18 protein-coding genes are annotated in these 25,078 nt (G+C 68.1%); 9 read left to right on the top strand and 9 right to left on the bottom strand.

The window, feature by feature from the left end; all coding sequences use genetic code 11:
- Positions 1 to 163: 163 nt before the first annotated feature.
- Complete coding sequence (serB, locus tag I6N89_RS15555) at positions 164 to 1,027, top strand: phosphoserine phosphatase SerB (protein WP_207019338.1); 864 nt, start codon at positions 164 to 166, stop codon at positions 1,025 to 1,027.
- A 65-nt stretch (positions 1,028 to 1,092) separates the two neighbouring features.
- Here the strand turns inward: serB and I6N89_RS15550 are convergent, their stop codons facing one another.
- On the bottom strand, positions 1,093 to 2,082 hold the full coding sequence (locus tag I6N89_RS15550; protein ID WP_236016668.1) for an asparaginase: 990 nt from the start codon (positions 2,080 to 2,082) through the stop codon (positions 1,093 to 1,095).
- A gap of 170 nt (positions 2,083 to 2,252) precedes the next feature.
- Between I6N89_RS15550 and I6N89_RS15545 the strand changes: the two genes are divergently transcribed.
- Positions 2,253 to 2,783: an invasion associated locus B family protein gene (locus I6N89_RS15545; RefSeq protein WP_207019337.1), complete on the top strand. Its 531-nt coding sequence runs from the start codon at positions 2,253 to 2,255 to the stop codon at positions 2,781 to 2,783.
- A 57-nt stretch (positions 2,784 to 2,840) separates the two neighbouring features.
- Here I6N89_RS15545 and arfB read toward each other — a convergent pair whose 3' ends face one another.
- From arfB to I6N89_RS15515, 6 genes are all read right to left on the bottom strand, one after another.
- The gene (gene arfB / locus I6N89_RS15540) at positions 2,841 to 3,260 is read right to left on the bottom strand and encodes an alternative ribosome rescue aminoacyl-tRNA hydrolase ArfB (RefSeq protein ID WP_207019336.1); all 420 of its coding nucleotides are present in this window, start codon (positions 3,258 to 3,260) and stop codon (positions 2,841 to 2,843) included.
- A gap of 270 nt (positions 3,261 to 3,530) precedes the next feature.
- Complete coding sequence (locus I6N89_RS15535; protein WP_207019335.1) at positions 3,531 to 4,172, bottom strand: queuosine precursor transporter; 642 nt, start codon at positions 4,170 to 4,172, stop codon at positions 3,531 to 3,533.
- Between the two features lie 64 nt (positions 4,173 to 4,236).
- Positions 4,237 to 5,148: an esterase-like activity of phytase family protein gene (locus tag I6N89_RS15530; RefSeq protein ID WP_207019334.1), complete on the bottom strand. Its 912-nt coding sequence runs from the start codon at positions 5,146 to 5,148 to the stop codon at positions 4,237 to 4,239.
- Positions 5,121 to 6,044, bottom strand: coding sequence for a penicillin-insensitive murein endopeptidase (mepA, locus tag I6N89_RS15525; protein ID WP_207019333.1), 924 nt, complete (start codon positions 6,042 to 6,044; stop codon positions 5,121 to 5,123). Before mepA ends, I6N89_RS15530 begins: the two co-directional genes overlap by 28 nt.
- The gene (locus I6N89_RS15520; protein ID WP_207019332.1) at positions 6,041 to 7,411 is read right to left on the bottom strand and encodes an MFS transporter; all 1,371 of its coding nucleotides are present in this window, start codon (positions 7,409 to 7,411) and stop codon (positions 6,041 to 6,043) included. The genes mepA and I6N89_RS15520 overlap by 4 nt, the downstream gene beginning before the upstream one ends.
- A 104-nt stretch (positions 7,412 to 7,515) precedes the next feature.
- Positions 7,516 to 8,052, bottom strand: a complete 537-nt coding sequence (locus I6N89_RS15515; RefSeq protein ID WP_207019331.1) for an acyl-CoA thioesterase — start codon at positions 8,050 to 8,052, stop codon at positions 7,516 to 7,518.
- Positions 8,053 to 8,182: 130 nt separating this feature from the next.
- Here I6N89_RS15515 and I6N89_RS15510 point away from each other — a divergent pair, with 130 nt between their 5' ends.
- From I6N89_RS15510 to yaaA, 3 genes are all read left to right on the top strand, one after another.
- A complete protein-coding gene (locus tag I6N89_RS15510) occupies positions 8,183 to 8,467 on the top strand; it encodes a YggT family protein (protein ID WP_076700701.1) in 285 nt (94 codons plus the stop codon).
- Between the two features lie 91 nt (positions 8,468 to 8,558).
- Complete coding sequence (gene recQ, locus I6N89_RS15505) at positions 8,559 to 10,613, top strand: DNA helicase RecQ (protein ID WP_207019330.1); 2,055 nt, start codon at positions 8,559 to 8,561, stop codon at positions 10,611 to 10,613.
- A 60-nt stretch (positions 10,614 to 10,673) separates the two neighbouring features.
- On the top strand, positions 10,674 to 11,444 hold the full coding sequence (gene yaaA / locus I6N89_RS15500; RefSeq protein WP_207019329.1) for a peroxide stress protein YaaA: 771 nt from the start codon (positions 10,674 to 10,676) through the stop codon (positions 11,442 to 11,444).
- On the opposite strand, the gene I6N89_RS15495 is transcribed toward yaaA, so the two are convergent.
- Positions 11,378 to 13,993, bottom strand: coding sequence for a hybrid sensor histidine kinase/response regulator (locus tag I6N89_RS15495; RefSeq protein WP_207019328.1), 2,616 nt, complete (start codon positions 13,991 to 13,993; stop codon positions 11,378 to 11,380). The genes yaaA and I6N89_RS15495 overlap by 67 nt on opposite strands.
- A 136-nt stretch (positions 13,994 to 14,129) precedes the next feature.
- On the opposite strand from I6N89_RS15495, the gene I6N89_RS15490 reads away from it, so the two are divergent.
- From I6N89_RS15490 to pbpC, 3 genes are read left to right on the top strand one after another with little or no spacing between them, the layout of a single operon-like run.
- On the top strand, positions 14,130 to 19,553 hold the full coding sequence (locus I6N89_RS15490) for an alpha-2-macroglobulin family protein (protein ID WP_207019327.1): 5,424 nt from the start codon (positions 14,130 to 14,132) through the stop codon (positions 19,551 to 19,553).
- Positions 19,550 to 20,101, top strand: coding sequence for a putative glycolipid-binding domain-containing protein (locus I6N89_RS15485; RefSeq protein ID WP_207019326.1), 552 nt, complete (start codon positions 19,550 to 19,552; stop codon positions 20,099 to 20,101). Before I6N89_RS15490 ends, I6N89_RS15485 begins: the two co-directional genes overlap by 4 nt.
- Positions 20,094 to 22,115, top strand: coding sequence for a penicillin-binding protein 1C (gene pbpC, locus I6N89_RS15480; RefSeq protein ID WP_207019325.1), 2,022 nt, complete (start codon positions 20,094 to 20,096; stop codon positions 22,113 to 22,115). Before I6N89_RS15485 ends, pbpC begins: the two co-directional genes overlap by 8 nt.
- A 115-nt stretch (positions 22,116 to 22,230) precedes the next feature.
- On the opposite strand, the gene I6N89_RS15475 is transcribed toward pbpC, so the two are convergent.
- Complete coding sequence (locus I6N89_RS15475; protein ID WP_207019324.1) at positions 22,231 to 24,360, bottom strand: acetate--CoA ligase family protein; 2,130 nt, start codon at positions 24,358 to 24,360, stop codon at positions 22,231 to 22,233.
- A 271-nt stretch (positions 24,361 to 24,631) separates the two neighbouring features.
- On the opposite strand from I6N89_RS15475, the gene I6N89_RS15470 reads away from it, so the two are divergent.
- Positions 24,632 to 25,072 (top strand): CoxG family protein, encoded by a 441-nt coding sequence (locus I6N89_RS15470; RefSeq protein ID WP_207019323.1) that lies wholly within the window; start codon positions 24,632 to 24,634, stop codon positions 25,070 to 25,072.
- The last annotated feature ends 6 nt before the right edge of the window (positions 25,073 to 25,078 follow it).

Raw genomic sequence — 25,078 nt, 5'->3', positions numbered from 1 at the left:
AAGCCGCCCCTCGGACGACCCCGGTTGTTTCCATTGGCCCGAAATATCCCGGGGTGCGCGAGGGGCTGGCCCCTCGCTCCCGCCCTCGCCAGGCTGCGCAGGGCTGGCCAAAGCCGCGTCCCCGTGCCAGAAGCGCCTCGCATCGGATCCGGAGGCCCTGCCCATGTATATCGTTTCGCTCATCGCCCGCCCGGGCGCTCTCGACCCGGCCTTGGTCTCGGCGCTGCGCAACGCTTTGGGCGGCGGCGAGGCGGTCTGGCTGGCGCGCGGTGAGGCGGCGGAATTTCCGCTGGAGACGCCGCCCGCCAATCTCGAAGAGCTGCGCGGCTCCATCGCCGATCAGGCCGACCTGAACCTTTTGCCCGCTGAAGGGCGCCGCAAGAAGATGCTGCTGGCGGATATGGATTCGACCATGATCCAGCAGGAATGCATCGACGAGCTGGCCGAAGAGGCCGGCGTCGGCGCGCATGTGAAGGAGATCACCGCGCGGGCGATGAACGGCGAGCTGGATTTCGAGGGCGCGCTGACCGAGCGTGTGGCGCTGCTGAAGGATCTGCCGGAAAGCGTCATCGACAAGGTGCTGGACGCCCGCATCACGCTGATGCCCGGCGGCAAGACGCTGGTCGCGACGATGAAGGCGCAGGGCGCCTATACCGCGCTGGTCTCGGGCGGGTTCACCGCCTTTACCGCGCGTGTGGCGGCGCTGGTGGGGTTCGACGAGAACCGCGCCAATACGCTGCTGACCGAGGGTGGCAGGCTTTCCGGCGATGTGGCCCGTCCGATCCTCGGGCGCGAGGCCAAGGTGCAGGCGCTGGAAGAGATCACTGCGCGGCTGGGTCTTTCCGAGGCGGATGTGCTGGCGGTGGGCGACGGCGCCAACGATCTGGGCATGCTGGGTCGTGCCGGTTTTGGCGTGGCGCTGCACGCCAAACCCTCGGTGCAGGCGCAATGCGATCTGCGGGTGAACCACGGCGACCTGACCGCGCTGCTCTATCTCCAGGGCTATGCTCAGAGCGATTTCGCGTAGGGTGGGCAATCCTGCCCACCGTTTCCCGAGGTTAGCGCAGGCACACGGTGGGCAGATTGCCCACCCTACAGCACCGCGCGGATCTCACCGGTGACGATGCCGCGCTTGTTGCGGATCTCGGGGTTCAGAAAGCGCTTCACGTCTGGATGCGCCGGGTCCAGCACACCGAGCTTTACCATGATCGCGGCAAAGGCCGCCTCGGAGGCGCGGGTGGCGCCGTCGGCGATCTTGAGCGCAACGCCCAGCCCGCGCTGCGGCAGGATGGCGATGAAATAGCCCTCCGCCCCGGTCTTGATCGCCACCGGCTCCTTTGCGGCGCGCATCAGCAGGGTGCAGGCGCGGCCCTCGCCCGCGACCAGCTCTGGATAGGCCATCATCGCCTCCACCAGCCGCGCGGCGGCCCGGCTGAGCGTGTCGTCGCGTTTCGCCGCCCCGGCATACCAGGCCATGGCACGCGCCATGGCGTGCATGGTGGTGGCGAAATTCGGCGCCGAGCAACCGTCGATGCCAAAGCCGGGGCTGTCCTGCCCGGTCACGGTCTCGAAGGCCTCTTTCACCGCCTTTTGCACCGGATGGTCGGGATCCACATAGTCCGGCCCCGCGCCCAGATGCCGGGTCAGGGTCAGAAAGCCCGCATGCTTTCCCGAGCAGTTGTTGTGCACCTGACAGGGGCTCTGCCCGTCGCGGATCATTGCAAAGCGCAGCGCCTTGTCGCGCGACGGCTCAGGTCCGCAGCGCAGATCGTCGTCGGTGAGCCCGAGATCGGCGAGCCAGGCGTTTACCGCCGCGACATGGACCGGCGCGCCCTGATGCGAGGCGCAGGCCAGCGCGAGCTGCGGCACGGTCAGCCCCTGCGCCTCTGCCGCGCCGGAGGCGACCAGCGGCAGCGCCTGAATCATCTTCGCCGAGCTTCGCGGCAGGATGAGCGCACCCGGATCGCCCCAGGCCTGCACGATATGCCCGGTTTCGTCGCAGATGACCGCGTGGCCGGCATGCAGGCTTTCCGCCAGCGGTCCGCGGTGGATTTCAACCATAGGTTCAGCGGCGGCAGCCATGGGGTGACCTCACAACTAAGCGATATCTTGCCAACGGGGGGTTTATGACACCGTATTTTTCAGGCTATCCTCGCGCCGTCGAGTAGAAAATGGTTGCGCTGCCGAAATAGCCGAAACAGGTAAGGCGCTGACCGCACGCATTGAGGCAAGGACAGCTGGAGGCTGCACGTATGAAGTCATTTCTCGGTGGAGTTCTGAGCGGCGCCTTTCTGGCACTGGCGGCGACATCGGCGCTGGCCCAGGAAGAGAGCCAGAACCGGGTCAACGCGATCACCGACTGGTCCGTGTTCGAAGGCAACGACCCGCGCGAATGCTGGGCCGTCACCACTTACAAGGAAAGCGTCAACACCAAGGACGGGCGCGTCGTATCGGTGCGGCGCGGCGATATCCTGCTGATGGTGTTCTACCGCCCGGGCGCGAATGTGACGGGGCAGGTGGCCTTTACCGGCGGCTACCCCTTTGCCGGCGGGTCGACGGTGAACGTCAATATCAGCGGCTCTGAATTCGAGCTCTATACCGAGGGCGAATGGGCCTGGCCGGCGACCCCGCAGGAAGACGCCAAGATCATCACCGCGATGAAGCGTGGCGCCGATGCGGTGCTGACGGCGCGCTCCTCGCGCGGGACGCAGACCCAGGACACGTTCTCGCTGCTGGGCTTTACCGCCGCGGTCGAGGATGCGGAGAAACGCTGCTCCAACTGACGGCGCCTGTCGCGGCCTGTGTCCGGGCCGCGCGCGCCTTCGGGCTTATGCCCCCGGTCAGTCGGGATCGACCTTGCCGCGCAGCGCCTTGACCTCGCCGCGCGCCTTCTTGCCTTCCAGCCGCCGCCGTTTCGAGCCCAGCGTCGGCTTGGTCGGGATGCGGCGCCGGGGCTTTTCCAGCGCCTTGCGAATCAGCTCGGCCAGCCGCTCGCGGGCGATTTCGCGATTGCGGGCCTGGCTGCGGGTCTCGTCGACCTGAAGCACCAGCGCCCCCTCCTTGGTCCAGCGCCGCCCCGCGAGCTTGCGCAGCCGCGTCTTTACCGGCGCGGGCAGGTTGGGAGAGCGCTCCGCCTCGAAGCGCAGCTCCACGGCGGAGGAGACCTTGTTCACGTTCTGCCCGCCCGGCCCGGAGGCACGGATGAACTGTTCGGTGATTTCCCAGTCTTCGATCTGGATGCGGTCGGTGATCTGCAACATGGCTGCGTTATAGGGGGTTGTGTGCAAAACAGAAATGGGCCGCCCTGCCTGTCGGGCGACCCATTCGAGACGTCAAGGAGGCGTGCCGGTTAGGCAATGCCAATTCGGGTTTCCTTTACGCCAGGGGCTGCCCTAGCGTTCTGCCCTCCGAACTGTTCCGACACCTCTCTCCAATGTTTCTCTAGACACTGGATCACCTCCTTTCAGCTGTTGAAAAACGCAAGACTAGCGTGCCATGGACGACCGCTTTCGCAAAACGTTTTTTGCAGCTCAGGCAAAAGACCGTGCAGAAACTGCCTTCGAAACGATCAAACGGAAGGGGATCAGCGCGATGATGGCGAGCGTCAGCTTAACCAGCCAGTCGGCCACGCCCAGCGACACCCAGAGCGGTACCGGCGGGCCCGAGCCCAGCAGCGGCAGCGTCTCGCCGGCCCAGCTCACATCGTTGGCGGGCTCGATAAAGCTCAGCGCGCCGGAGAAGGCGATGGTGAAGAAGATCGCGGTGTCGAGCGAGCTGCCCACCAGCGTCGAGGCCAGCGGTGCGCGCCACCAGGCGCCGTTGCGCAAGCGGTCGAAGATCGCCACATCCATCAGCTGCGCCACCAGGAAAGCGAGGCCTGAGCCGAGCGCGATGCGCAGGGTGACCGCCGGATAGGTGTAGCCATCGCCCTCCAGCATGATCTGCGTGCCGATCAGCGAGCAGATGACGCCGACGACAAAGCCGGCAAAGACCACCTTGCGCGCGGCCTGCGCGCCGTAGAGGCGGTTCATCACATCGGTGACGAGAAAGGCGAGGGGATAGGTGAAGGCGCCCCAGGTCAGCCACTGGCCGAACAGGAACTGCACCAGGATATTGGAGGCCAGCACGATGGCGGCCATGGCTATAATGCCGGGAAGATGTCTGCGCGTCATGGATCTCGACCCGTTTTGACAAGGTTGCGGGGACTTGGCCCGCCCGGACGGCGGACGCGCCCGTTTAAGGTCTGGCGGGCTTTGACGCAAGCGATTCCGGCACCGTGTATTCGACGAACTGGGTGCGCTGAAGGGCGTTGAAATTGTCGTCGGAGATCATCGTGAGCCGGATATTGCCCTGCGGATCCTGCCAGACCGCCAGCCCTTCGAGGTTGTCGTGCCGCAGCAGCGGGCTTTCGAACAGCGTCTTTTCGCCGCTGAGCGCGGTCTCCGACATGTCGAAGCGGCGCACCCGGCTGCGGAAGCCGAAGCCGGTGAACTCGCGTTCGAGCAGGTAGAACCGCCCGTCCGGCCCGATATCGGCGCCGACGGCGAGAAAGCCGCCGCGGCGCGGGATGTCGAAAGGCTGGGTCCAGGTGCCGTTGTCATAGCGCCAGACCGGAAAGGGGCGGGTCAGCGCGCCGGAGCGTTCGGGCAAAGTATAGAGCCGGCCGTCCGCGTCGATCGCCAGCGCCTCCAGCCCGGAATTGCTTTGCAGCGACTTGAAGGCGTCGGGGATCGGCAGGCGCGCGGCCTTGTCGAGCGTGACATAGGCCCAGACCCTGCCGATCCCCTCGAAAGACACGAAACGCCGCCCGTCGGCGCGGATCGCGAGCCCTTCGGAATCGCCCTGTGCTTTCGCCTGAATCTTGCCTTGCGCGTCGAGCAGGCGCTCGATCGGGCCCGCCTCCACCCCGACGATCTCCCCATCGCGGCGCAGCAGCCGACCGGACACGATCATGGTGCGGTCGCTGATCGCGGTGAAACGCGTGCCGTCCTCCGAGACCTCAAGCCCCGAGAACCCGCCAAAGGCGGGATCGTCCGATCTCCAGGTGAAACTGCCGGAAAACTCCGCCTCGCCGCCGCTGGCGGCGGCGGCAAGCGCAAGGCATCCGGCCAGGGCGGCGCCTAGCGCGCCGCGAGCACGGAGGCGCATTGGGCGGGGAGGTCTCCCATGGTGAGTTCGCGCTTGGGCTTGGGTTTCGGCGCGTTCGGATCGGGCGGCGGCGGGTTCAGGATGTTGTTCACCCAGGCCTGCGCATCGGCGCAGCCGTCACCGGCGGGGGGCGGGGTCTGGTTCACGCAGCCGCTCGCGCCTTTCGGGCAGGAGAGGCGCACATGGAAGTGATAGTGATGCCCCCACCAGGGCCGGATCTTGCGCAGCCAGGCGCGATCGCCCTTTTCGTCGTTGCACATCTGAACCTTGGCGCCGGGGAAGACAAAAATCCGGGCGACGCGCGGATCCTGCGCGGCGGCCTTGAGAATCTCGTGATGGGCGCGGGTCCAGTTGTTGTTGGTAAAGGCGCCAGAGCTGCGCCGCATCGAAATCGACGAGATGTTCTCGCGCGCGTCGCGGCTCAGATGCAGGTTGTCGGCGGGGCGCATCCAGATATCCGCATCCAGCCCGATCTGATGGCTGGCATGGCCCGAAGTCATCGGCCCGCCGCGCGGCTGGCTGATATCGCCCACATAGAGCCCGTTCCAGCCCGGCTGGGCGGCGGCCTTGCGCGACAGGTCCTGCACGAAACCGATGAGCTCCGGATGGCCCCAGTTGCGGTTGCGCGACAGCCGCATCGCCTGCCAGGTCGGCCCGGTCTCGGGCAACTGCGCGGCGCCGGCGAGGCAGCCCTTGGCATAGCTGCCAAAGGGGGCCGACTGTTGCGGCGAGCCGCGATCCTCGGCGCCGAAGAGCGCCTTGGCGTTCTTGGTCGAGAGCACGCCGGTGACGCGCGGCAGCTCTGTCTGCTGTTTCGGGGCGGGCGCGGGCCTGTCTCCGCCGCATCCGGTGAGAACCGTTGCGGCCAGGGCGAGGGCGATCAGGGTGCGGATCATGCTGCTCTGTCTCCGTCTGGTTGCACCCAGCGTAGCAGAACCAGCCCCATCAGGAAAAGCAGGATCACCGGTAGAAAGCCCAGCTGATTGCTTTGCGTCCAGAGCGTGAAAAAAGTGATCAGTGCGGGTGCGAGGAAGGCGGTGGCCTTGCCGGTCAGCGCGAAGAGGCCGAACGCCTCCGCCGCGCGGGCGCGGTCGGTGTGGCGCACCATCATCGAGCGTGAGGCGGAATAAAGCGCGCCGCCCGCGCCGCCGATGATCGCGCCGCAGATATAGAAGACGATATCGGGCAGGGTCGAGCCTTCGGGCAGGGAGATCCAGAGGATATGGTCGCGCGACATGCCGATAATGACGATGCCCACCGCGATCAGCAGCCAGACGCAGATGGTGATCACCGGTTTCGGCCCCAGCCGCTGATCGGCGTGCCCGCCCGCCCAGGAGAGCAGCGCCGCCGCGATGGCAGCGATGATGCCGAAGACGCCGATCTGGGTGATCTCCCATCCCAGCACCAGCCGCGCATAGATGCCGCCATAGGCATAAAGCGCCGCGAGTGAGTCGCGGTAGAACATCGAGGCCAGCAGGAAGCTGCGATAGGAGGGCCGCTCGGCCATGTCGCGCAGGCTGGTGCGCAGCCCGCGCAGGATCTGGCCGCCGCCCGGGCGCTCCTGCCGCAGCGCGCCGGGGTCGCGGTTCCACAGGAAGAACGGCACCATGAAGAGCGCGAACCACAGCGCGATGAACGGGCCGACAAAGCGCGTGCCCTCGCGCGTTTCGGGGTCGAGGCCAAAGGCCGGGGCCAGTCCGACCAGCGTAGTGCCGTTCTCGGTCTCGGCAAAGAACAGCAGCATCACGAAGAGCGCCACCACGCCGCCCCAATAGCCGAAGGCCGAGGCGCTGCCGCTGATGCGGCCCACCTCATCGGGCGTGCCGAGGCTGGGCAGGGTGGCGTTGTTGAGGTTGAAGGCGGATTCGCTGGCGGTGAAGCCGACCCAGAAGGCGATGAGCGCCATCATCAGCCCGGTCCCGTCGGGCAGCAGCCCCCAGAGCGCTGCCGCGCAGATCACCGCCAGCGCGGTAAAGCCCCAGAACCAGGGCATCTTGCGCCCCGAGGCATCGGCCCAGGCACCCAGAAGCGGCGCGGAAAAGGCGATGAACAGTCCGGAGACCGTCTGCGCCGAGGACCACAGCCCCTGTGCCTGTGCTTTGGCGGCGTCCTCGCCCATGCCGGTGCCGAGGTAATACTCGGCGGCCACGGCGGCGAAATAGGGGCTGAAGATGAAGGTCAGGCCCAGCGTCGCATAGGGTTGCTGCGCCCAGTCGAAGAACATCCATCCCCAGATGCGACGGCGCGAAGTCTGCCTGGCCATGATATCCCCTCGTGTTCCGGCGCGATAGAACAGAGGGGGGCTAGGGCTGGCAAGCCGAAATGCGTCTCGCGGGAGGCCCGTGCCGCGCGCGGCCTGCCTTTGCCTCAGCCGCGCTCCGGCGGCCAGGGGCGTTCGTCCTCGGCGCGCAGCCAGTGCTGCACCCAGACCGGCAGCTCCGGCGCGGCGGCGTCTATGCCCATGGCCACCGTCACCCGGTCGGTGCCGACGATGCCGTTGCGGTCGGTGACGGCGGCGCGATAGACCGCATGGGTGGCGCAGTCCCCGTCCGCTTTCCACAGGCTCTGCTCGATATAGAGAAACCGCCGGTCCCAGCCGATCAGCCGAGAATGCATCTCGACCCGCTCGAAGGTCTGGATGCGCCGGCGATAGCGCACCACCACGCCGGCCATGGTCAGCCGCCAGCGCTCGCGCCTCAGCGCTCCGATCAGCCCGGTGCGCATCGCCAGCGGGAACCGCCCGAGATCCAGCAGCGTCAGCGTGCGACCGTTGTTGAGCTCGTTCCACATATCCAGATCCCAGGGCCAGCACATGTGGTGCGACACATGCACGCCGTCATGGGCGAGCGGCGGCTGCTTGCGGGTGAGCCAGATTTCCTTGGCCATGCGGATGAATGGGAACATTGGGCGCCTCCTTTTGCGGCCAAGAAGCGCATGCGGCGCCGCAGCGTCAACCAAGACCTCGCGGCACTCTTGCCCTCGACGTCCGGGATGCTTACCTGTGAGCGCGGTCAGACAAAGGAAACCGATACCGATGATGGCAGTTTACGGCCCGCTGAAGCTGGTCCTCGATGTGATCTTCTTCATTATGATTGTGCATATCATCATGAGTTGGCTCATCAATTTCAACGTGCTGAACCTGCGGCAGCCCATCGTCGGCCAGATCTGGACCGGGCTCAATCGCCTGCTGGAGCCGATCTATCAGCCGATCCGCCGCATCCTGCCCGACACGCATCCGCTGGATCTGGCGCCGCTGGTGGTGTTCATCATCGTGATCTCGCTGCGCGACTATATTCTGCCGACGCTGCTCTTCGGGTGATATTTCCGGGCCAAGCGGCCTTGTTCACCAATTCTTAGTATGAGACTGTGCGGAATAGAGCAGATTTAGCGATAATTCCGCAGGTACTCCCATGCCCCGCGATACTGTGCCCGGTGAGGCGCTGCTGAAAGAAGTCTTCGGCTTCGACGCCTTCCGTCCCGGTCAGGGCGAGATCGTCGATGCCGTGGCGCGGGGCGACAATGTGCTGGCCATCATACCCACCGGCGGCGGCAAGTCGCTGTGCTACCAGCTTCCCGCGCTGATGCGGGGCGGGGTCACCGTGGTGATCTCGCCGCTGATTGCGCTGATGCGCGACCAGGTCCGTGCGCTGCGCGAGGCCGGGGTGGCCGCCGGGGCGCTGACCTCGGGCAATACCCAGGAAGAGACCGATGCGGTCTGGGACATGCTGTCGGAGGGCACGCTCAAGCTGCTCTACCTGGCGCCGGAGCGGCTCGCCTCGGGCGGCGCGCAGCGCATGCTGGCTCAGGCGGGGGTAAGCCTCATCGCCGTGGACGAGGCGCATTGCGTCAGCCAGTGGGGCCATGATTTCCGCCCGGATTACCTGCGCATCGGCGAGCTGCGCCGTGCCCTGGGCGTGCCGCTTGCCGCCTTCACCGCCACCGCCGATCAGGAGACGCAGGGCGAGATCGTCCAGCGGCTGTTTGACGGGGAGGCGCCGCAGACCTTCCTGCGCGGCTTCGACCGGCCCAATATCCATCTCGCCTTCAAGCCCAAGGACAGCCCGCGCACGCAGATCCTGCGCTTTGCCGCCGCGCGCAAGGGCCGTTCGGGCATCGTCTATTGCGGCACCCGCGCCAAGACCGAGGGCATCGCCCAGGCGCTGCGCGAAGACGGGCACAGCGCCTGTTTCTACCACGGCGGCATGGAGGCGGAGGCCCGCCGCGCCGTCGAGGAGCGCTTTGCCAAGGAGGACGGGTTGATCGTGGTGGCGACGGTTGCCTTCGGCATGGGCGTCGACAAGCCCGATATCCGCTGGGTCGCCCATGCGGATCTGCCGAAAAGCATCGAGGCCTATTATCAGGAGATCGGCCGCGCCGGGCGCGACGGTGCCCCCGCCGAGACCATGACGCTCTACGGCGCCGACGATATCCGCTTGCGCCGCGCCCAGATCGACGAGGGCATGGCGCCGCCGGAACGCCGGTCGGCGGATCACGCAAGGCTCAACGCGCTTCTGGGGCTGGCCGAGGCGCTGGGCTGCCGGCGCCAGCAGCTCCTGCGCTATTTCGGCGAGGCCTCCGAGCCCTGCGGCAATTGCGATCTCTGCGACAAGCCGCCGGAGGTGTTCGACGGCACCGAGGCGGTGCGCAAGGCATTGTCGGCGGCGCTGCGGACGGGGGAGAATTTCGGCGCGGGCCATCTCATCGACATCCTGATCGGCAATGAGACCGACAAGGTGCGCCAGCGCCGGCACGATCAGCTGCCCACATTCGGCGTGGGCCGCGATCTGAAAAAGGGCCAGTGGCAGGCGGTGTTCCGGCAGATGATGGGGCGCGATCTCGTGCGTCCCGATCCCGAACGCCACGGCGCGCTGGTGATGACCGACGAGGCCCTGCCGATCCTGCGCGGCGAGCAGACGATCCAGCTTCGCCGCGATGTGATCGACCGCGCCGCCGAGCGCCGCCCGCAGGTCAAGACTCTGGTCAATGAAGAGGACGCGCCGCTGCTTTCGGCGCTCAAGGCGAAACGCCGCGCGCTGGCCGAGGCGGCCTCGCTGCCCGCCTACATGATCTTCCCAGACCGCACCCTGATCGAGATGGCCGAGGGCCGACCCGCCACGCTCGACGACATGGCGCGGATCAACGGGGTGGGGGCCAAGAAGCTCGAACGCTATGGCGCCGAGTTCCTCTCGGTGATCACCGGCGCGGAGGAGGAGATGCACCCGACCCGGCGCAAGCTGGCAGGGCGTGAGGCGGGCTCGACCTACGATGCGCTGATGACGGTGCAGGCGGATCTGGCGCGCGGTGCGGACGGGACCGAGAAACCGCTCTCCTGTTCCGCCTCGCTGCTGGCTAAGGTGGCGCAGATGCGGCCCGGCCAGCCCGACGAGATGGCGCGGCTGCTGGGCGAGCGCCGTTTCGACCGGTTCGGCGCCGCGTTTCTGGACGTTCTGAGCGAGGCGGGCTAGATCGGGCGAAAGGCATTCCAAAGGCGGAATGTCATCCGGTGCAACCAAGGGGGATATGCGATGCTGGTGGTGGTGTCTCCGGCCAAGCGGCTGGACTGGTCGGAACGCGATGTCGGGATGACCGAGCCGCGCTTTGCGGAGGAGGCGGTCAAGCTCGCCAAGACGGCGCGCAATCTGACGCTGGGCGAGCTGAAATCGCTGATGAAGCTTTCCGACGATCTGGCAAAGCTCAACCGCGACCGCTTCCGCGATTTCTCCGAGACGCCCGAGGCCGATACCCTGCGCCCCGCCGCGCTGGGCTTTGCCGGCGACACCTATCAGGGGCTGGAGGCCGCCTCGCTCGATGCCGAGGAGATGGCCTGGGCGCAGGATCACCTGCGCATCCTCTCGGGGCTCTACGGCGTGCTGCGCCCGCTCGACGGCATTCAGCAATACCGGCTGGAAATGGGTTCGCGGCTGAAGACCCGGCGCGGCGGCTCGCTCTACGATTACTGGGGTGACAAGATCGCCAACGCGCTGAACGAAGAGGCCGAGGCCGCCGGCACCGATGTGCTGGTGAACTGCGCCAGCCAGGAATATTTCGGCGCGGTGGATGAAAAGGCGCTGAAGCTGCGGGTGATCACCCCGCAATTCATGGAAGACAAGAACGGCACGCCGAAGATCGTCAGCTTCTATGCCAAGCGCGCCCGCGGCGCGATGGCGCGCTTCATCGTGCAGCGCCGGCTGACCGACCCCGACGCGCTGCGCGATTTCGACGCCGGCGGCTATGCCTGGTCCGAGACGCTCTCGACCGCGGACAAGCCGGTGTTTGTCCGCGCCGCCGACGCCTGATCGGGCAGAGCGCCCCATTTCTCCACCAGCCGCGCCAGCTCTGCCTTGCGCAGCGGTTTGGTGAGGTAATCGTCGAGCCCCGCCGCGAGGATCGCCTCGCGATCGCTTTCCATGGCATGCGCGGTCACCGCGATGATCGGGACGCGGGCGCCCTCGGGCTCCAGCGCGCGGATCTCGCGCGTGGCCTCCTTGCCGTCCATCCGGGGCATGGAAATATCCATGAAGATCAGATCCGGGCGCCGCTTGCGATAGGCCTGCACCACCTCGAACCCGTTCGCCGCGATGCGCAGGGTGAGCGGCGTGGCGAGCCGTGCCGCCATCTTGCGAAAGACCAGCTGATTGGTGCGGTTGTCCTCGGCCAGCAGTACGTCGAGCGCACGCCCCGGCGGCGCATCCGCAGGTGCTGCGTCGGGCGGCGGTTGCGTCGCGATGTCGGGCGGCGGGGGAGGCCCCTGCACCGGTGCGGTCCCGGCCTCCGGCATGGTCACGGTTTCCAGCGCGGCAAAGAGGTTGCGGCGCGGGGCAGGCTTCGGCAGGACCATATGCACATGGCGCAGGGTTTCGCTGCCGCCCGGTGGCTGCGGCTCGGCTGAGAGCAGGATCACCGGCTGGCCCGCGCGCAGCCGGGTCAGCGCCCGGGCCAGATCGCCGCCGGTCATGTCGGGCAGATCCTGCTCGGCGATGACCAGATCCGGCGGCACGGCCATGCGGTCGAGCGCCTCGTTGCCGGTCTTGCAGTGATCGACCGCGAGGCCCAGCCGTTCGAGCTGCTGCGTCAGGATCGCGCGGTTCAACGCGTGATCGTCCACCAGCAGCACGCGCTTCAGCCCCTCGGGCAGCGCCACCGCCTCTGGCTGTGCCGGATCTTCGGCCTGGAGCGCGATGCGGAAGCCGAAACACGAGCCCCGGCCCGGCTCTGAGTCCAGCCAGACCTCGCCGCCCATCAGCCCGACCAGCCGGCGGGTGATGGCGAGCCCCAGCCCGGTGCCCTCGAACTGCCGGTTGCGGTCGTCCTCGGCCTGGTTGAACTCGCCGAAGACATGGTCGCGCTTGTCCTCGGGGATGCCGACGCCGGTATCCTCGACGGTGACATGCACGGCGGCGATGCCGTCGTCGCCGGTGGTGCCGGTCACCCGGACGAGCACATGCCCCTCGACAGTGAATTTCACCGCATTGCCCACCAGATTGGTGAGGATCTGCCGCATGCGCCCGGGATCGCCGACAAAATGGGTGGGCAGGAACAGATCGTAATCGACCAGCAGATCGAGCCCCTTTTCGCGCGCCGCCGGCTGCAACAGCAGCATCACCTCATGCACCGCGCGTTCGAGATCGAAGGGTTCGGGTTTCAGCTCCAGCTTGTCGGCCTCGATCTTGGAATAGTCGAGAATGTCGTTGATGATCACCAGCAGCGCCTCGCCCGAGCTGCGGATCGTGTCGACATAGAGCTTCTGTTCCTCGCTGAGATCGGATTCGCGCAGCAGATCGGCCATGCCGACCACGCCGTTCATCGGCGTGCGGATCTCATGGCTCATATTGGCGAGAAAGGAGGATTTGGCGCGGCTCGCAGCCTCGGCGCGCTGCATCGCCTCCTGCAATTCGTGCTGGGTCTGCTTGATGTCGGAAATGTCGATGCGTAGCCCGACGCGGCCGCCATCCGAGAGCGGGCGTTCGTAGATGCGCAGCCAGCGCCCATCGGCGAGCTGCTGCTCCAGCTCCTGCACAGCATCGCGATGCGCCGACAGCCGCTCTTCGATCCACTCCTCCTCGCGGCCCACGGCTTCGGCATATTGGCCGTGATCGAGCCCGTAACGCAGGATATCCTCAAAGCTGGCGCCGGGCCGTATGGCCGGGGCGCTCTTGTCGTAGATCCGGCGATAGGGGGCGTTGCACATCAGCAGCCGGTCCTCGGGATCGTAGATCACGAAGCCGTCGGGCAGCTCCTCGATGGCAGACCACATGCGCATCAGCTCGGTGATGTCGACACCGAGCGAGACGATGCCGCCATCCGGCATGTGCCTGTCCTGAAGCTTGATGAACTGCCCGGACCAGAGCCGGATCGTCTCCGACGGGATCGGATTCTGATCCCAGCGTGCGAGCATGCGGTCGCGCCAGACGCGGCTGCGCTCGCCCTGAAGATCGACGATCCCCTCCTCCACCATCATTTCCAGCACATGGCGATAGCTGGCGCCGGGGCCGATCGTGTCGAGCCCCTCGAACGGGGCGAGATAGGCGGGGTTGGCGAGTTCCATCATCCGCTCCGCGCCGAACATGGCAAAGCCGTCGCGCATGGTCTGGAGTGCTTTCCAAAGCTGCCCCTCGACCAGCTCGATCTTTTCATGCGCTTGGCCCAGCTGCGACTTCACCAGCCGGTTCTCGGTGCGCACTTCGGTCATCTGCGCGCGGGTCTCATGTATCTCGTGGCTGAGCGCGCGGGCGTGCTTGTCGAGCTTGCGATTGGCGGCAAAGAGCTCCGCCTGCTTGAGTTCAAGCAGGCGTTCCGCCGCCAGCCGCGCGCGGCGCTCCTCGGCCAGCCGTGCCGTGAGACTCATGCCCTCGTCGCCTCCTTGATCGAGGGCAGAATGGGCCGGGCTTGGTGAAGATCGCCTTAAGGCCGCACCGGGGAATCGTTGCCTTCCGGGATCGCGAGGGGCACGATAAGATCGTTGTTCAGGAGGAGTTTGCAGGATGCGCCGTTTTCTGATGGCCCTGCTGGTGGGGCTTTGCGCCGCTGGCGCCAGCCTCGCCCAGGACGCGATGCCAGAGCGCCGGCTTGTCGTCAGCCGCGACATGGATTTTTACGGCTCCGACCTCCAGGCGCTCTATGACAGCTCGCTGGAGGCCTGCCAAAATCTCTGCCTCAACGACCGGGATTGTGGTGCCTTCACCTACAACACCGCCGCAAGCGTCTGTTTTCCGAAATCGGGCATCACCGAGCGGCGACCCTTCGACGGCGCGGTTTCGGCACAGGTGGTTGCCGCCGATCCCGGGGTGGTCGCGCAGGCGCAGGCGCGGCGGGCCGATCTGGCGTTTCTGGGCGAGGGTGATCTCGACGAGGCCCGCGCCGAGGCGGCGGCGCTGGGGATGCGTCACGCGGGTGGCAAGTGGTCGGTGCAGGCGCTGCTCGATGCGGCGCGCGATGCCGAGGCGCAGGGCAACCTCTCCGCCGCGCTGAACTGGACCGGCGCGGCGCTGGCGCAGAGCGATGCCGCCGATCTCTGGCTGGATTACGGGCGGCTGGCGCTGGCCCGGGCCACGGCGCGCAACAGCAACAACCGCTCGGCGCTCACCCGCCGCGCCGCGCTGGCGGCGGTCAACGGCTATCTGCGCGCAGGCCCCGCGCCGCAGCGCGCCACGGCGATGCTGCAACTTTCCGAAGCGCTGGAAGAGGCCGGGCGCGGGCGGCTGATGATTCCGGCGCTGCGGCTGGCGCAAAGCTTCGGTCCGCGCGACGATATCGACCGGGCGCTCGACCGGGCGATTGCGCAATATGGCTTCCGCATCGTCGAGCATACGGTCGAGGCCGACAGCGCCGCGCCGCGCATCTGCGCCGAGTTCTCGGAGCCGCTGATCCGCGCCGGGCAGGATTACACGCAATATGTCCGGCTGCCCGACCCGAAACTCGCGGTCACTTCGGACGACCGCCGCGTCTGCGTCACCGGGGTGGCGCATGGCGCGCGCTATGCGCTGACCTTCCGCGCCGGGCTGCCCTCCGCCGAGGGTGAGGCGCTGCTGCGCGATGTGCCGATCACCGCCTATGTGCGCGACCGCGCGCCCAGCGTCAGCTTTCCGGGCCGTGCCTATGTGCTGCCGAAAAGCGCCGATGCCGGGCTGCCGGTCGAGACGGTGAACCTCTCGGAGCTGGACCTGACGCTGCGCCGGGTCTCCGACCGCAACCTGATCCGCGCCATTCAGGACAGCTATTTCGGACGGCCCCTGTCGCGCTGGCAGGAGCAGCGCTTTGCCGATGAGCTGGCCGAGGAGATCTGGACCGGCAAATGCGAGGTGGAGGACCGGCTGAACGCCGATATCACCACGCGGCTGCCGATGGGCGAGGTGGTGGGCGATCTGCCGGCGGGAATCTATGCGCTGAGCGCCTCGGTGCCCGGGGCCGAGCGCGACGACATCTCCGGCGCGACGCAGTGGTTCGTGCTGTCCGATATCGGACTGACCACGCTGGCCGGCAGCGACGGGCTGACGGTCTTTGCCCGCGCGCTGTCCGATGCCGCGCCGCTGGAGGGGCTGGAGGTCACGCTGCTGTCGCGCGCCAACCGTCCGCTGGGCACCGTCACCACCGATGCGCAGGGCGTGGCGCAGTTCCCGGCCGGGCTCACGCGCGGCACCGGTGGCGCCGAGCCGGCGCTGGTCACCGCCGCGCGCGGCGAGGAGGATATCGCCTTTCTCTCGCTCACCGATCCGGCCTTCGATCTTTCCGACCGTGGCGTCGAGGGGCGCGAGCCGGGCGGGCCGCTAGATGCCTTCCTGACCACCGACCGGGGCGCCTATCGCGCCGGCGAGACGATCCACGCCACAGCCCTGCTGCGCGACCGGCAGGTGCGGGCGGTGGGCGATGTGCCGCTGACCGCTGTGCTGACCCGTCCAGACGGGGTGGAACATACGCGGCTTGTGTCTGCGGATGGGGTCGATGGCGGCCATGTCTTCACCCTGCCGCTGGCGCCCTCGGTGCCACGCGGCACCTGGCGGCTGGCGCTTTTTGCCGATCCGGAGGCGCCGGCGCTGGTCAGCCAGACGCTGCTGGTCGAGGACTTCGTGCCCGAGCGCATCGATGTCGACCTTGCGCTACCCGACGCCCCGATCCGCCGCGATGCCCCGCCGATGCTGGATGTCGAGGCGCGCTATCTCTTCGGTGCGCCGGGCGCCGATCTGCCCATTGAGGGCGAGCTGACGCTGTCGCCGAAAACCACGCTCGACGCGCTGCCGGGCTATCGTTTCGGGCGCCATGACGAGGGCGCCAACCCGCAGACACGCAGCTTCCCCGCCGATCTGCGCACCGACGCGCAGGGCCTTGCGCAGCTCGCCCTGCCATTGCCCGACGCCGCGACCGGCCAGCCGCAGGAGGCGCGCGTGACCCTGCGCGTTGCCGAGGGCTCTGGCCGCCCGGTGGAGCGCACGATCACGCGACCCATGGCGCCCGGCGGGCCGATGATCGGCATTCGCCCGGAATTCGACGGCACCCTGCCGGAGGGGGGCGAGGCAAGCTTTCTGCTGCAAGCGGTGGGGCCGGATCTGTCGCCGGTGCCGATGGACGTGGAATGGCGGATCAACCGCGTGACCACGCGCTACCAGTGGTATCAGCTCTACGGCAACTGGAACTGGGAGCCGGTGACCACGCGAACCACCGTGACCAGCGGCAGCGCCACGCTGGGCGCAGAGCCGCTGCGTGTGGCCGCCGGTCTCGACTGGGGTGAATACGAGCTGGTGGTGGAGCGTACGGGCGGCGGTTATGTCGGCTCTTCGGTCGGGTTCAGCGCCGGCTGGTATGCTGCCGCCGGGGCGCTCGACACGCCCGACACGCTGGAGCTGTCGCTCGACAAGCCGGCCTATGCGCCGGGCGAGACCGCGCATCTGCGCATCGTGCCGCGCTATGCGGGCAAGGCGCTGGTGACGGTGCTGGCCGACCGGGTGATCGCCATGCGAGCGGTCGAGGTCTCCGAGGGCGAGACCGTGATCGACCTGCCGGTGACAGAGGAATGGGGCGCCGGCGCCTATGTCACGGCGCAGGTGATCCGGCCCATGGATGTGGCCGCCGGGCAGAACCCGGCGCGCAGCCTCGGGCTCGCCCATGCGGGCATCGACCCGGGGACGCGGCAGCTCGATGTGCGCTTTGACGCGCCGGAGGAAAGCGCCCCGCGCGGGCCGCTGACCGCCGCCGTCACGGTGGAGGGCGTGGCCGAGGGCGACACCGCCCATGTCACCGTGGCCGCCGTCGATCTGGGCATTCTCAACCTGACGGGCTTCGACAGCCCCGACCCTTCGGCGCATTATTTCGGCCAGCGCCGGCTGGGGGTGGAGATCCGCGATATCTATGGCCGGCTCATCGACGGGATGAACGGCGCCATGGGCACGATCCGTTCCGGCGGCGATGCCGGTGCCTCGCTGCGGATGCAATCGCCGCCGCCGACAGAGGAGCTGGTGGCGCTGTTCTCCGGCCCGGCGACGGTGGGTCCGGACGGGCGCGCCGAGGTCCGTTTCGACATGGCCGATTTCAACGGCACCGTGCGGCTCATGGCGGTGGCCTGGAGCGACACGGCGGTGGGGCAGGCCGAGCAGGACGTTCTGGTGCGCGACCCGGTGGTGATGACGGCCTCGCTGCCGCGCTTTCTGGCGCCCGGCGACAGCACGCGGATGCTGCTGGAGATCACCCATGCAACCGGCGCCACCGGCGAGATGGGGCTGGAGATCGGTGCGACAGGGCTGACGCTGGATGCCGGCGCCGTGCCGGCCTCGGTGACGCTGGGCGAGGGCGAGACGCAGCGGCTGAGCGTGCCGATAACCGCCGGCAATCCCGGCGATCATGCGTTGACGCTGGCACTGACCACCCCCGACGGCAAACGCCTCATCAAGAGGCTGACACTGGGCATCCGGGCCAACGATCCCTCCGTGGGGCGCACGCGGCGTATCCTGCTCGATCCGGGGCAAAGCTTTACCCTCGACGGCGGCGCCCTGACCGGTCTGCGCCACGACGGTGCCGAGGTGATCGTCTCCGCCGGCCCGCTGGCGCGGTTCGATGCGCCGGGACTGCTCGCCTCGCTCGACCGTTACCCCTATGGCTGCACCGAACAGGTGACCTCGCAGGCCCTGCCGCTGCTCTACATGAGCGCGGTGACCGAGCCGCTGGGGCTCGGCGGCAAGGCGCAGATCGACAGGCGCGTCAGTCAGGCGATCACCAAACTGCTGACCCGGCAGGCGGCGAACGGCGCGTTCGGGCTCTGGCAGGCGGGGTCGGGGGATTTCTGGCTCGATGCCTATGTCAGCGACTTCCTCACCCGCGCCCGGGCCGAGGGGCAGGAGGTACCGGAGACCGCGCTGAACGCCGCGCTCGACAATCTCCGCAACCGCATCGCCTATGCGCCGGATTTCGAAGAGGGCGGCGAGGATATCGCCTATGCGCTGATGGTGCTGGCGCGCGAGGGGCAGGCGGCCATCGGCGATCTGCGCTACTATGCCGATCAGCGCGCCGATGCCTTCGCCACGCCGCTGGCGCAGGCGCAGCTCGGGGCAGCGCTGGCCAGCTATGGCGACCAGACCCGCGCCGACCGGATGTTTGCCAAGGCCGCCGCGCGGCTCGCCGGGCAGGGCAATGAGGGCCAGCTCTGGCGCGCCGATTACGGCTCGGCGCTGCGCGACGCGGCGGGGGTGCTGTCGCTGGCGGCGACGGCGCGCAGCGCGGCGGTGGATCGCGAGGCGCTGGTCACCCGCATCGCCGCCACACAACGCCCGATGTCGACGCAGGAACAGGCCTGGGCACTGCTCGCGGCGCATGCGCTGGTGGACGATCCCACCGCCGCCGGCATCGCGTTGGACGGCACCCCGGTTTCCGGCCCCTTCCTGCGGCGCATCGCGGGCGAGGCGCTCGAACCGATGCAGATCGCCAATACCGGCAGCGGTCCGACCCCGCTCACGCTCACCGCGCTGGGTGTGCCCGAGGGCGAGACCGAGGCGGGCGGTTATGGCTATTCCCTATCTCGGGAATATTTCTCTATGGAGGGCAGAGCGCTCTCCGGCCCGGTGCGGCAGGGCGACCGGCTCGTGGCGGTGCTGACGATCCGCCCGGCTGAGGACACCAATGCCCGGCTGATGATCGACGATCCGCTGCCTGCCGGGTTCGAGATCGACAATCCCAACCTGATCCGGGCGGGCGATATCCGGGGTCTCGACTGGCTGGAGCCCGCCGAAACGCAGCATGCGGAGTTCCGCAGCGACCGGTTCCTTGCGGCGGTCGACCAGAACGGCAACGCGCCGATCCGGCTGGCCTATATCGTGCGCGCGGTCTCGCCCGGCAGCTTCCACCACCCGGCGGCGCTGGTCGAGGATATGTACCGGCCGGAATACCGCGCCACCACCGCCTCTGGCAGCATGGAGATCGAATGACCGAAACGATTGCGACGATCCGCTGGCGCGCGCTTGACCGCGACGGCGAAGACAAGTGCCGGCTGGCGAATCTCGATGGCGGCTACATGCTGGTGGGCCACGCCCGGTTCCGCGACGGCGCCGGCTGGGCGGCGCTGGATTACGTGGTGCGCATCGGGGCTGACTGGCGCACCCTCAGCGCCGATGTGACCGGCACCCATGGCGGCGGCGATCTGGCGCTGCGGCTTATCAACGAGCACGGCGACTGGATGCTAAACGGCGATCCGCAGCCGGATCTCGCGGGCTGCGAGGACGTGGATTTCGCCTTTACCCCCGCCACCAACCTGATGCCGCTGCGCCGGCTGCCGGATGTCGGGCGGCTCACCACCCGGTCCGCCTGGCTGCGCCTGCCTGGGCCGGCGCTGTCGCCGCTCGATCAGAGCTATATTCGCGAGCGCGGCAATCTCGTCGCCTACAGCGCAGAACAGACCGGCTTTGCGACGCAGCTCGCGGTGGATGCGACAGGCTTCGTGACCACATATCCGGGGCTGTGGGAGGCGGATGTCTAGGCTTCTCGCCCTCGTCCTGCTGCTCTGGTCCGTGGCGCTCGCGCGGGACGCCACCGAGACCTGGATCGCGCGCACCGAGATCCCGGTGCTGATCCACGCCACCGCGCCCGAGGTGCGCGACCGCGACGGCCATTTGCTGCGGGCCTATACGGTGGAGGACGGGCTCTGGCGCATGGCGCTGTCGCTGGATCAGGTCGATCCGCTGTTTCTCGACATGCTGGTTGCCTATGAGGACAAGCGGTTCTTTGAGCATTCTGGTGTCGATGCCATCGCCACGGCGCGCGCTGCCTGGCAGGGGCTGCGCGCCGGGCGCATCGTGTCGGGCGCCTCGACCCTGACAATGCAGGTGGCGCGGCTGCTGGAGGACGGCAGCACCGGCGCCTGGCGCGGCAAGTTGCGGCAGGTCCGGCTGGCGCTGGCGCTGGAGCGGCGGCTGTCGAAAGCGCAGATCCTTCAGCTTTATCTTGAGCTTGCGCCCTATGGCGGCAATGTCGAAGGGCTGCGCGCTGCGTCGCTGGCCTGGCTCGGCAAGGAGCCGGCGCGGCTCACCCCCGCCGAGGCGGCGCTGCTTGTGGCATTGCCGCAGGCGCCGGAATCGCGCCGCCCGGACCGGCATCCGGAGGCCGCGCGGGCGGCGCGCGACCGGGTGCTGGCGCGCATGGCGGGCGCGGGGGTGATCGACGCCGAGACCGCGCGTGTCTCGCTGCGCGACCCGGCTCCGCAGGGCCGCCGCGCCTTTCCGCTACTTGCGCCGCATTTGGCCGACAGGGCCGTGGCGCAGGGGCCGGGGCGGCACGATCTGACGCTCGACCGGGGGCTGCAAAGCCGTCTGGAGGCGCTGGCACGCACCTATATGGCCGGGCGCGACGGGCGGCTCTCCATGGCGCTGATCGTCGCCGATCACCAGAGCGGCGAGGTGCTGGCCAGCATCGGCTCGCCCGACTATTCCGCCGGTGAGGGGCAGGGCTTTGTCGACATGACGCAGGCTTTGCGCTCGCCGGGCTCGACGCTGAAGCCGCTGGTCTACGGGCTGGCCTTCGACCGCGGGCTGGCGCATCCCGAGACGCTGATCTCCGACACGCCGGTGCGGTTCGGCAGCTACGCGCCGCAGAATTTCGACGGGCGCTTCCGGGGGGAGCTGCGGGTGTCGCGGGCGCTGCAACTCTCGCTCAACATCCCCGTGGTGCGGCTGACCGAGGCGATGGGGCCGGCGCATCTGATGGCGGCGCTTGAGACGGCGGGCCTGCACCCCGAGTTGCCCGAGGGCGGCGCGCCGGGGCTGGCGGTGAGCCTCGGCGGCGTCGGGCTGTCGCTCTGGGACATGGTGACGCTTTACGCGGGGCTGGCCAATGGCGGCGAAGCGCGGGCGTTGCGCTGGCGGGCGGAGGAGCGCGAGGCCGAGGGTGCGCGGCTGATGAGCCCACGCGCCGCCTGGCAGGTGGGGCATATCCTCGCCGGGCTGGCGCCGCCGCCGCAGGCCGGCCCGCCTGGCCGCGTGGCCTACAAGACCGGCACCTCTTACGGGCACCGCGATGCCTGGGCGCTGGGGTTTGACGGGCGCTATGTGGCCGGTGTCTGGATCGGCCGACCCGACGGCACGCCGGTGCCGGGGGCGTTCGGCGGCGATCTCGCGGCGCCGCTGCTCTTTGAGGCGCTGGGGCGTGCCCGCGCCGAGCCGGTGCCGCTGCCCGCGCCGCCGCCGGACACGCTGCTGGTGGGCAATGCCGCGCTGCCGCCGCATCTGCAACGCTTCGGTGACGGGGTGGCAGAGGCGCCCCGGCTGCGCCTGATCTTTCCACCCGAGGGTGCCCGGCTCGCCGCCGATCCGCGCGGCGTGCCGGTGAAGCTGCGTGGCGGGGTGCCGCCCTATACGCTGCTCGCCGATGGCGAGGTGGTCGCCACAAGGCTGCGCGGCGAGGCGCTGCTGGCGCCGGTCTCGGGGCCGGGCTTCACCACGCTGTCGGTGATCGACGCGGAGGGGCAGGCCGGGCGGGTGTCGATCGAGCTTCGCTGAGACCCTTCGCCGTTCCTGTGCCTATGAACGGGGCTTTCAAACAAAGAACGGCGGGCCTAGTCGCCCGCCGTTGCCGATTTTGGGCATAAGGCCTCTGGGGCGCCGCGTCTTGCGTTTATGCCGTCCCGTCGCGCGTGGTGCCGAGGAAATCGACCGCCACCAACCCCTGGCCCTCGGGGCGCACCAGCACCGGGTTGACCTCGGCCTCGGCCAGCGCCGGGGTGCGCAGGATCATGTCGCCGAAACCCACCGCCGCTTTCACTAGCGCGTCGATATCGGCCTTGGGCGCACCGCGGAAACCTTGCAGCAGGGTCCAGAGCTTGAGCTTCTTCAGGCTCGCCTCGACCTGCTCCGGCGTCACCGGCAGCGACAGATAGGTCACGTCGCGATACAGCTCGATCGCCACGCCGCCCGAGCCGATCGACAGGACCGGCCCGAAATCGGTGTTGCCGAGACAGGAGAGCACCACCTCGACCCCGTCCGTCACCATCTCCTGCACCAGCACCGGCAGATCGGGCTTGTTCAGGATCCTGCGGAACTCGGCGGCATGGGCATCGACATCCTCGGGCGTCATCACCTTGAGCTTGACCAGACCCAGCTCGGTCTTGTGCTCGGCGGCATCGGGCAGCACCTTGACCACCAGCGGATAGCTTAGCCCGGCGCAGGCCTCTGCCGCGCTCTCGTTCGCCTCGATGATGCGCCAGGGGGCGGGCGTCACATGGGCGCCTTCGAGGAAATCCATCATCTCCTCCCAGCTCTGCGGCGGCGTCAGCTCGGGCAGGGCGGTGTCACGATGCGCGACCTGGATCGCCTTGAACCGGCTGCGGTCGTAAAGCCAGCGCAGCGCCCGCATGGTGTTGGCCGGGTCGTCCGAGAGCAGGATGCCCGCATTCATGAACTCTTCCTTGACCGCCGGGTCGACCTTTTCCTGTGCAAAGGTGATGACGATTGGCAGGCCGCTGGTCTTGGCCGCCGCCTTGAAATCGTCGCCGTTGTCGATCAGGTCGCGCAGTCCCGAGGAGGCGAATTGTACCACGATGGCCTCGGTGCGCGGATCGTCGTTGAGCACCGCCAGCGTGTCGCGGAAGAGATTGGGGAAGGAGCGGATCTGGCCGGTGAGATCCACCGGGTTCGCCTTGCGGGCGAATTCCGGCAGGATCGTCTCCAGCTTCGCCGCCGCGTCGTCGCTGAAGGTCGCCATCGGCAGCCCGCGCTCATCGCTGTGATCGGCCAGCAGCGCGCCGGCACCGCCCGAGGAGCTCATCACCGAGATGCCGCCCAGCGGGTCGCCGGAGACGCGCGGGTCGGGCATGAAGGACAGCACCTCGACCGCCGCCATGGCCTCGCCGAGGCTCTCGACCATGATGATACCGGCCTGGTCCAGCACGTCCGTGTAGATGCCGTAGGGCGAGGCGATCTTGCCGGTATGCGAGGCGGTGGCCTCTTGTCCGAAGGCCGAGCGCCCGGCCTTGAGCGTGACGATCTGCACGCCCTTTTCGCGCGCCCGCGCAGCGATGGGAATGAGCCGCGCCGCGTTGTCGAGCCCTTCGAGATAGAGCGCCACGACGCGCACGTCGTCCTGCTCGATGACCCAGGCCAGCGCGTCGAGCGCATCCATGCAGGTCTCGTTGCCGACGCTGACGATATAGGAGCAGCCGAGCCCATTGCGTTGCAGGTAATTGCCGATGGCGCCAGCCAACGCGCCCGACTGGCTGACGATGGCGATGGGCGAGTGGCGCAGCGTGTCGAGCCCGAAGGCGGCGGCGCCAAAGGTCAGCATGGTGTTCGCCTTGATCGACCAGACGCCCTGACCGTTCGGCCCCAGCACATGCACGTTATGTTTGCGCGCCGCCGCCTTGAGCTGCACCGCAAGCTCCTTGCCCGACTCGATCTCTTCGAACCCGGCGCTGTAGACGATGGCGCAGGTGATGCCCTTTTCGCCGCATTCCCCGATGAGCCCGGGCACGGTCGCCGCCGGGGTGATGATCAGCGCCACGTCGGGCACTTCGGGCAGATCGGCCAGGGTCTTGTAGGCCTTGTGCCCCTCGACCTCGTCGGCGCTGGGAGAGACCGGATAGATGCGACCGGTAAAACCGTGCTTGATCAGGACCTTGACGATCCGGTTGCGCGCGCCGGGCTTCGGCGAGGCGCCGACGATAGCCACGCTTTCGGCGCGAAAGATCTTGTCCAGCGGCGGCACGGTGATCCCGTCATAGTCGAAAGGCTGGCTGTCCATGGTGTTCATCTCTGTGTTCTTTCCGGTTTCATACGATCTGGCGGCTTCATGGTCGACACGGCGCGCCCGGAGGGCGGGGCAGCCCGCCGCTTCACGGAGGTGCCGAGACATCCGTATTGCAGCCCGGACCTGCGCAATTGCCGTGCCAGCCCGGGGCGCGGCGCCGGTCGGGGCGCAAATTGCCAGAACAATAGGGGGGGTATGGCATGCATATTGCATAGACATTTCCCAGCGCGCCCTCGTGGCGCGCGAAAGGCCGGAACTGCCAAGGGAGAACAGAATGGATCTGAACGGCGAATATCGAATTCCCGCACCGCGAGAGACGGTCTGGGAGATGCTGAACGATCCCGATGTGCTGCGCGACTGCATCCCCGGCTGTCAGGAGCTGGAGGGCAGCCCGGAGGAGGGCTTTGCCGCGACGGTGAAGCTCAAGATCGGCCCGGTCTCGGCGACCTTCAAAGGTGCCGTCACTTTGAGCAATATCACCCCGCCGGAGCGCTACACCATCACCGGCGAGGGCAAGGGCGGCGTTGCCGGCTTTGCAAGCGGTGGGGCCGACGTATATCTGAGCGAGGAGGGCGACGAGACCATCCTGCGTTACGATGTGACCGCGAAGGTCGGCGGCAAGCTGGCGCAGCTCGGCTCGCGGCTGATCAAATCGACCTCGGAAAAGCTCGCCACGCAGTTTTTCGACTGTTTCGCAGAAAAGGCCTCGGCCTGAGCCCCG

Source organism: Salipiger abyssi (assembly GCF_017311415.1).
Lineage (GTDB): Bacteria > Pseudomonadota > Alphaproteobacteria > Rhodobacterales > Rhodobacteraceae > Salipiger > Salipiger abyssi_A.
The sequence above is the reverse complement of the archived record's forward strand: the minus strand, read 5'-3'. Positions and strand labels throughout refer to the sequence as shown.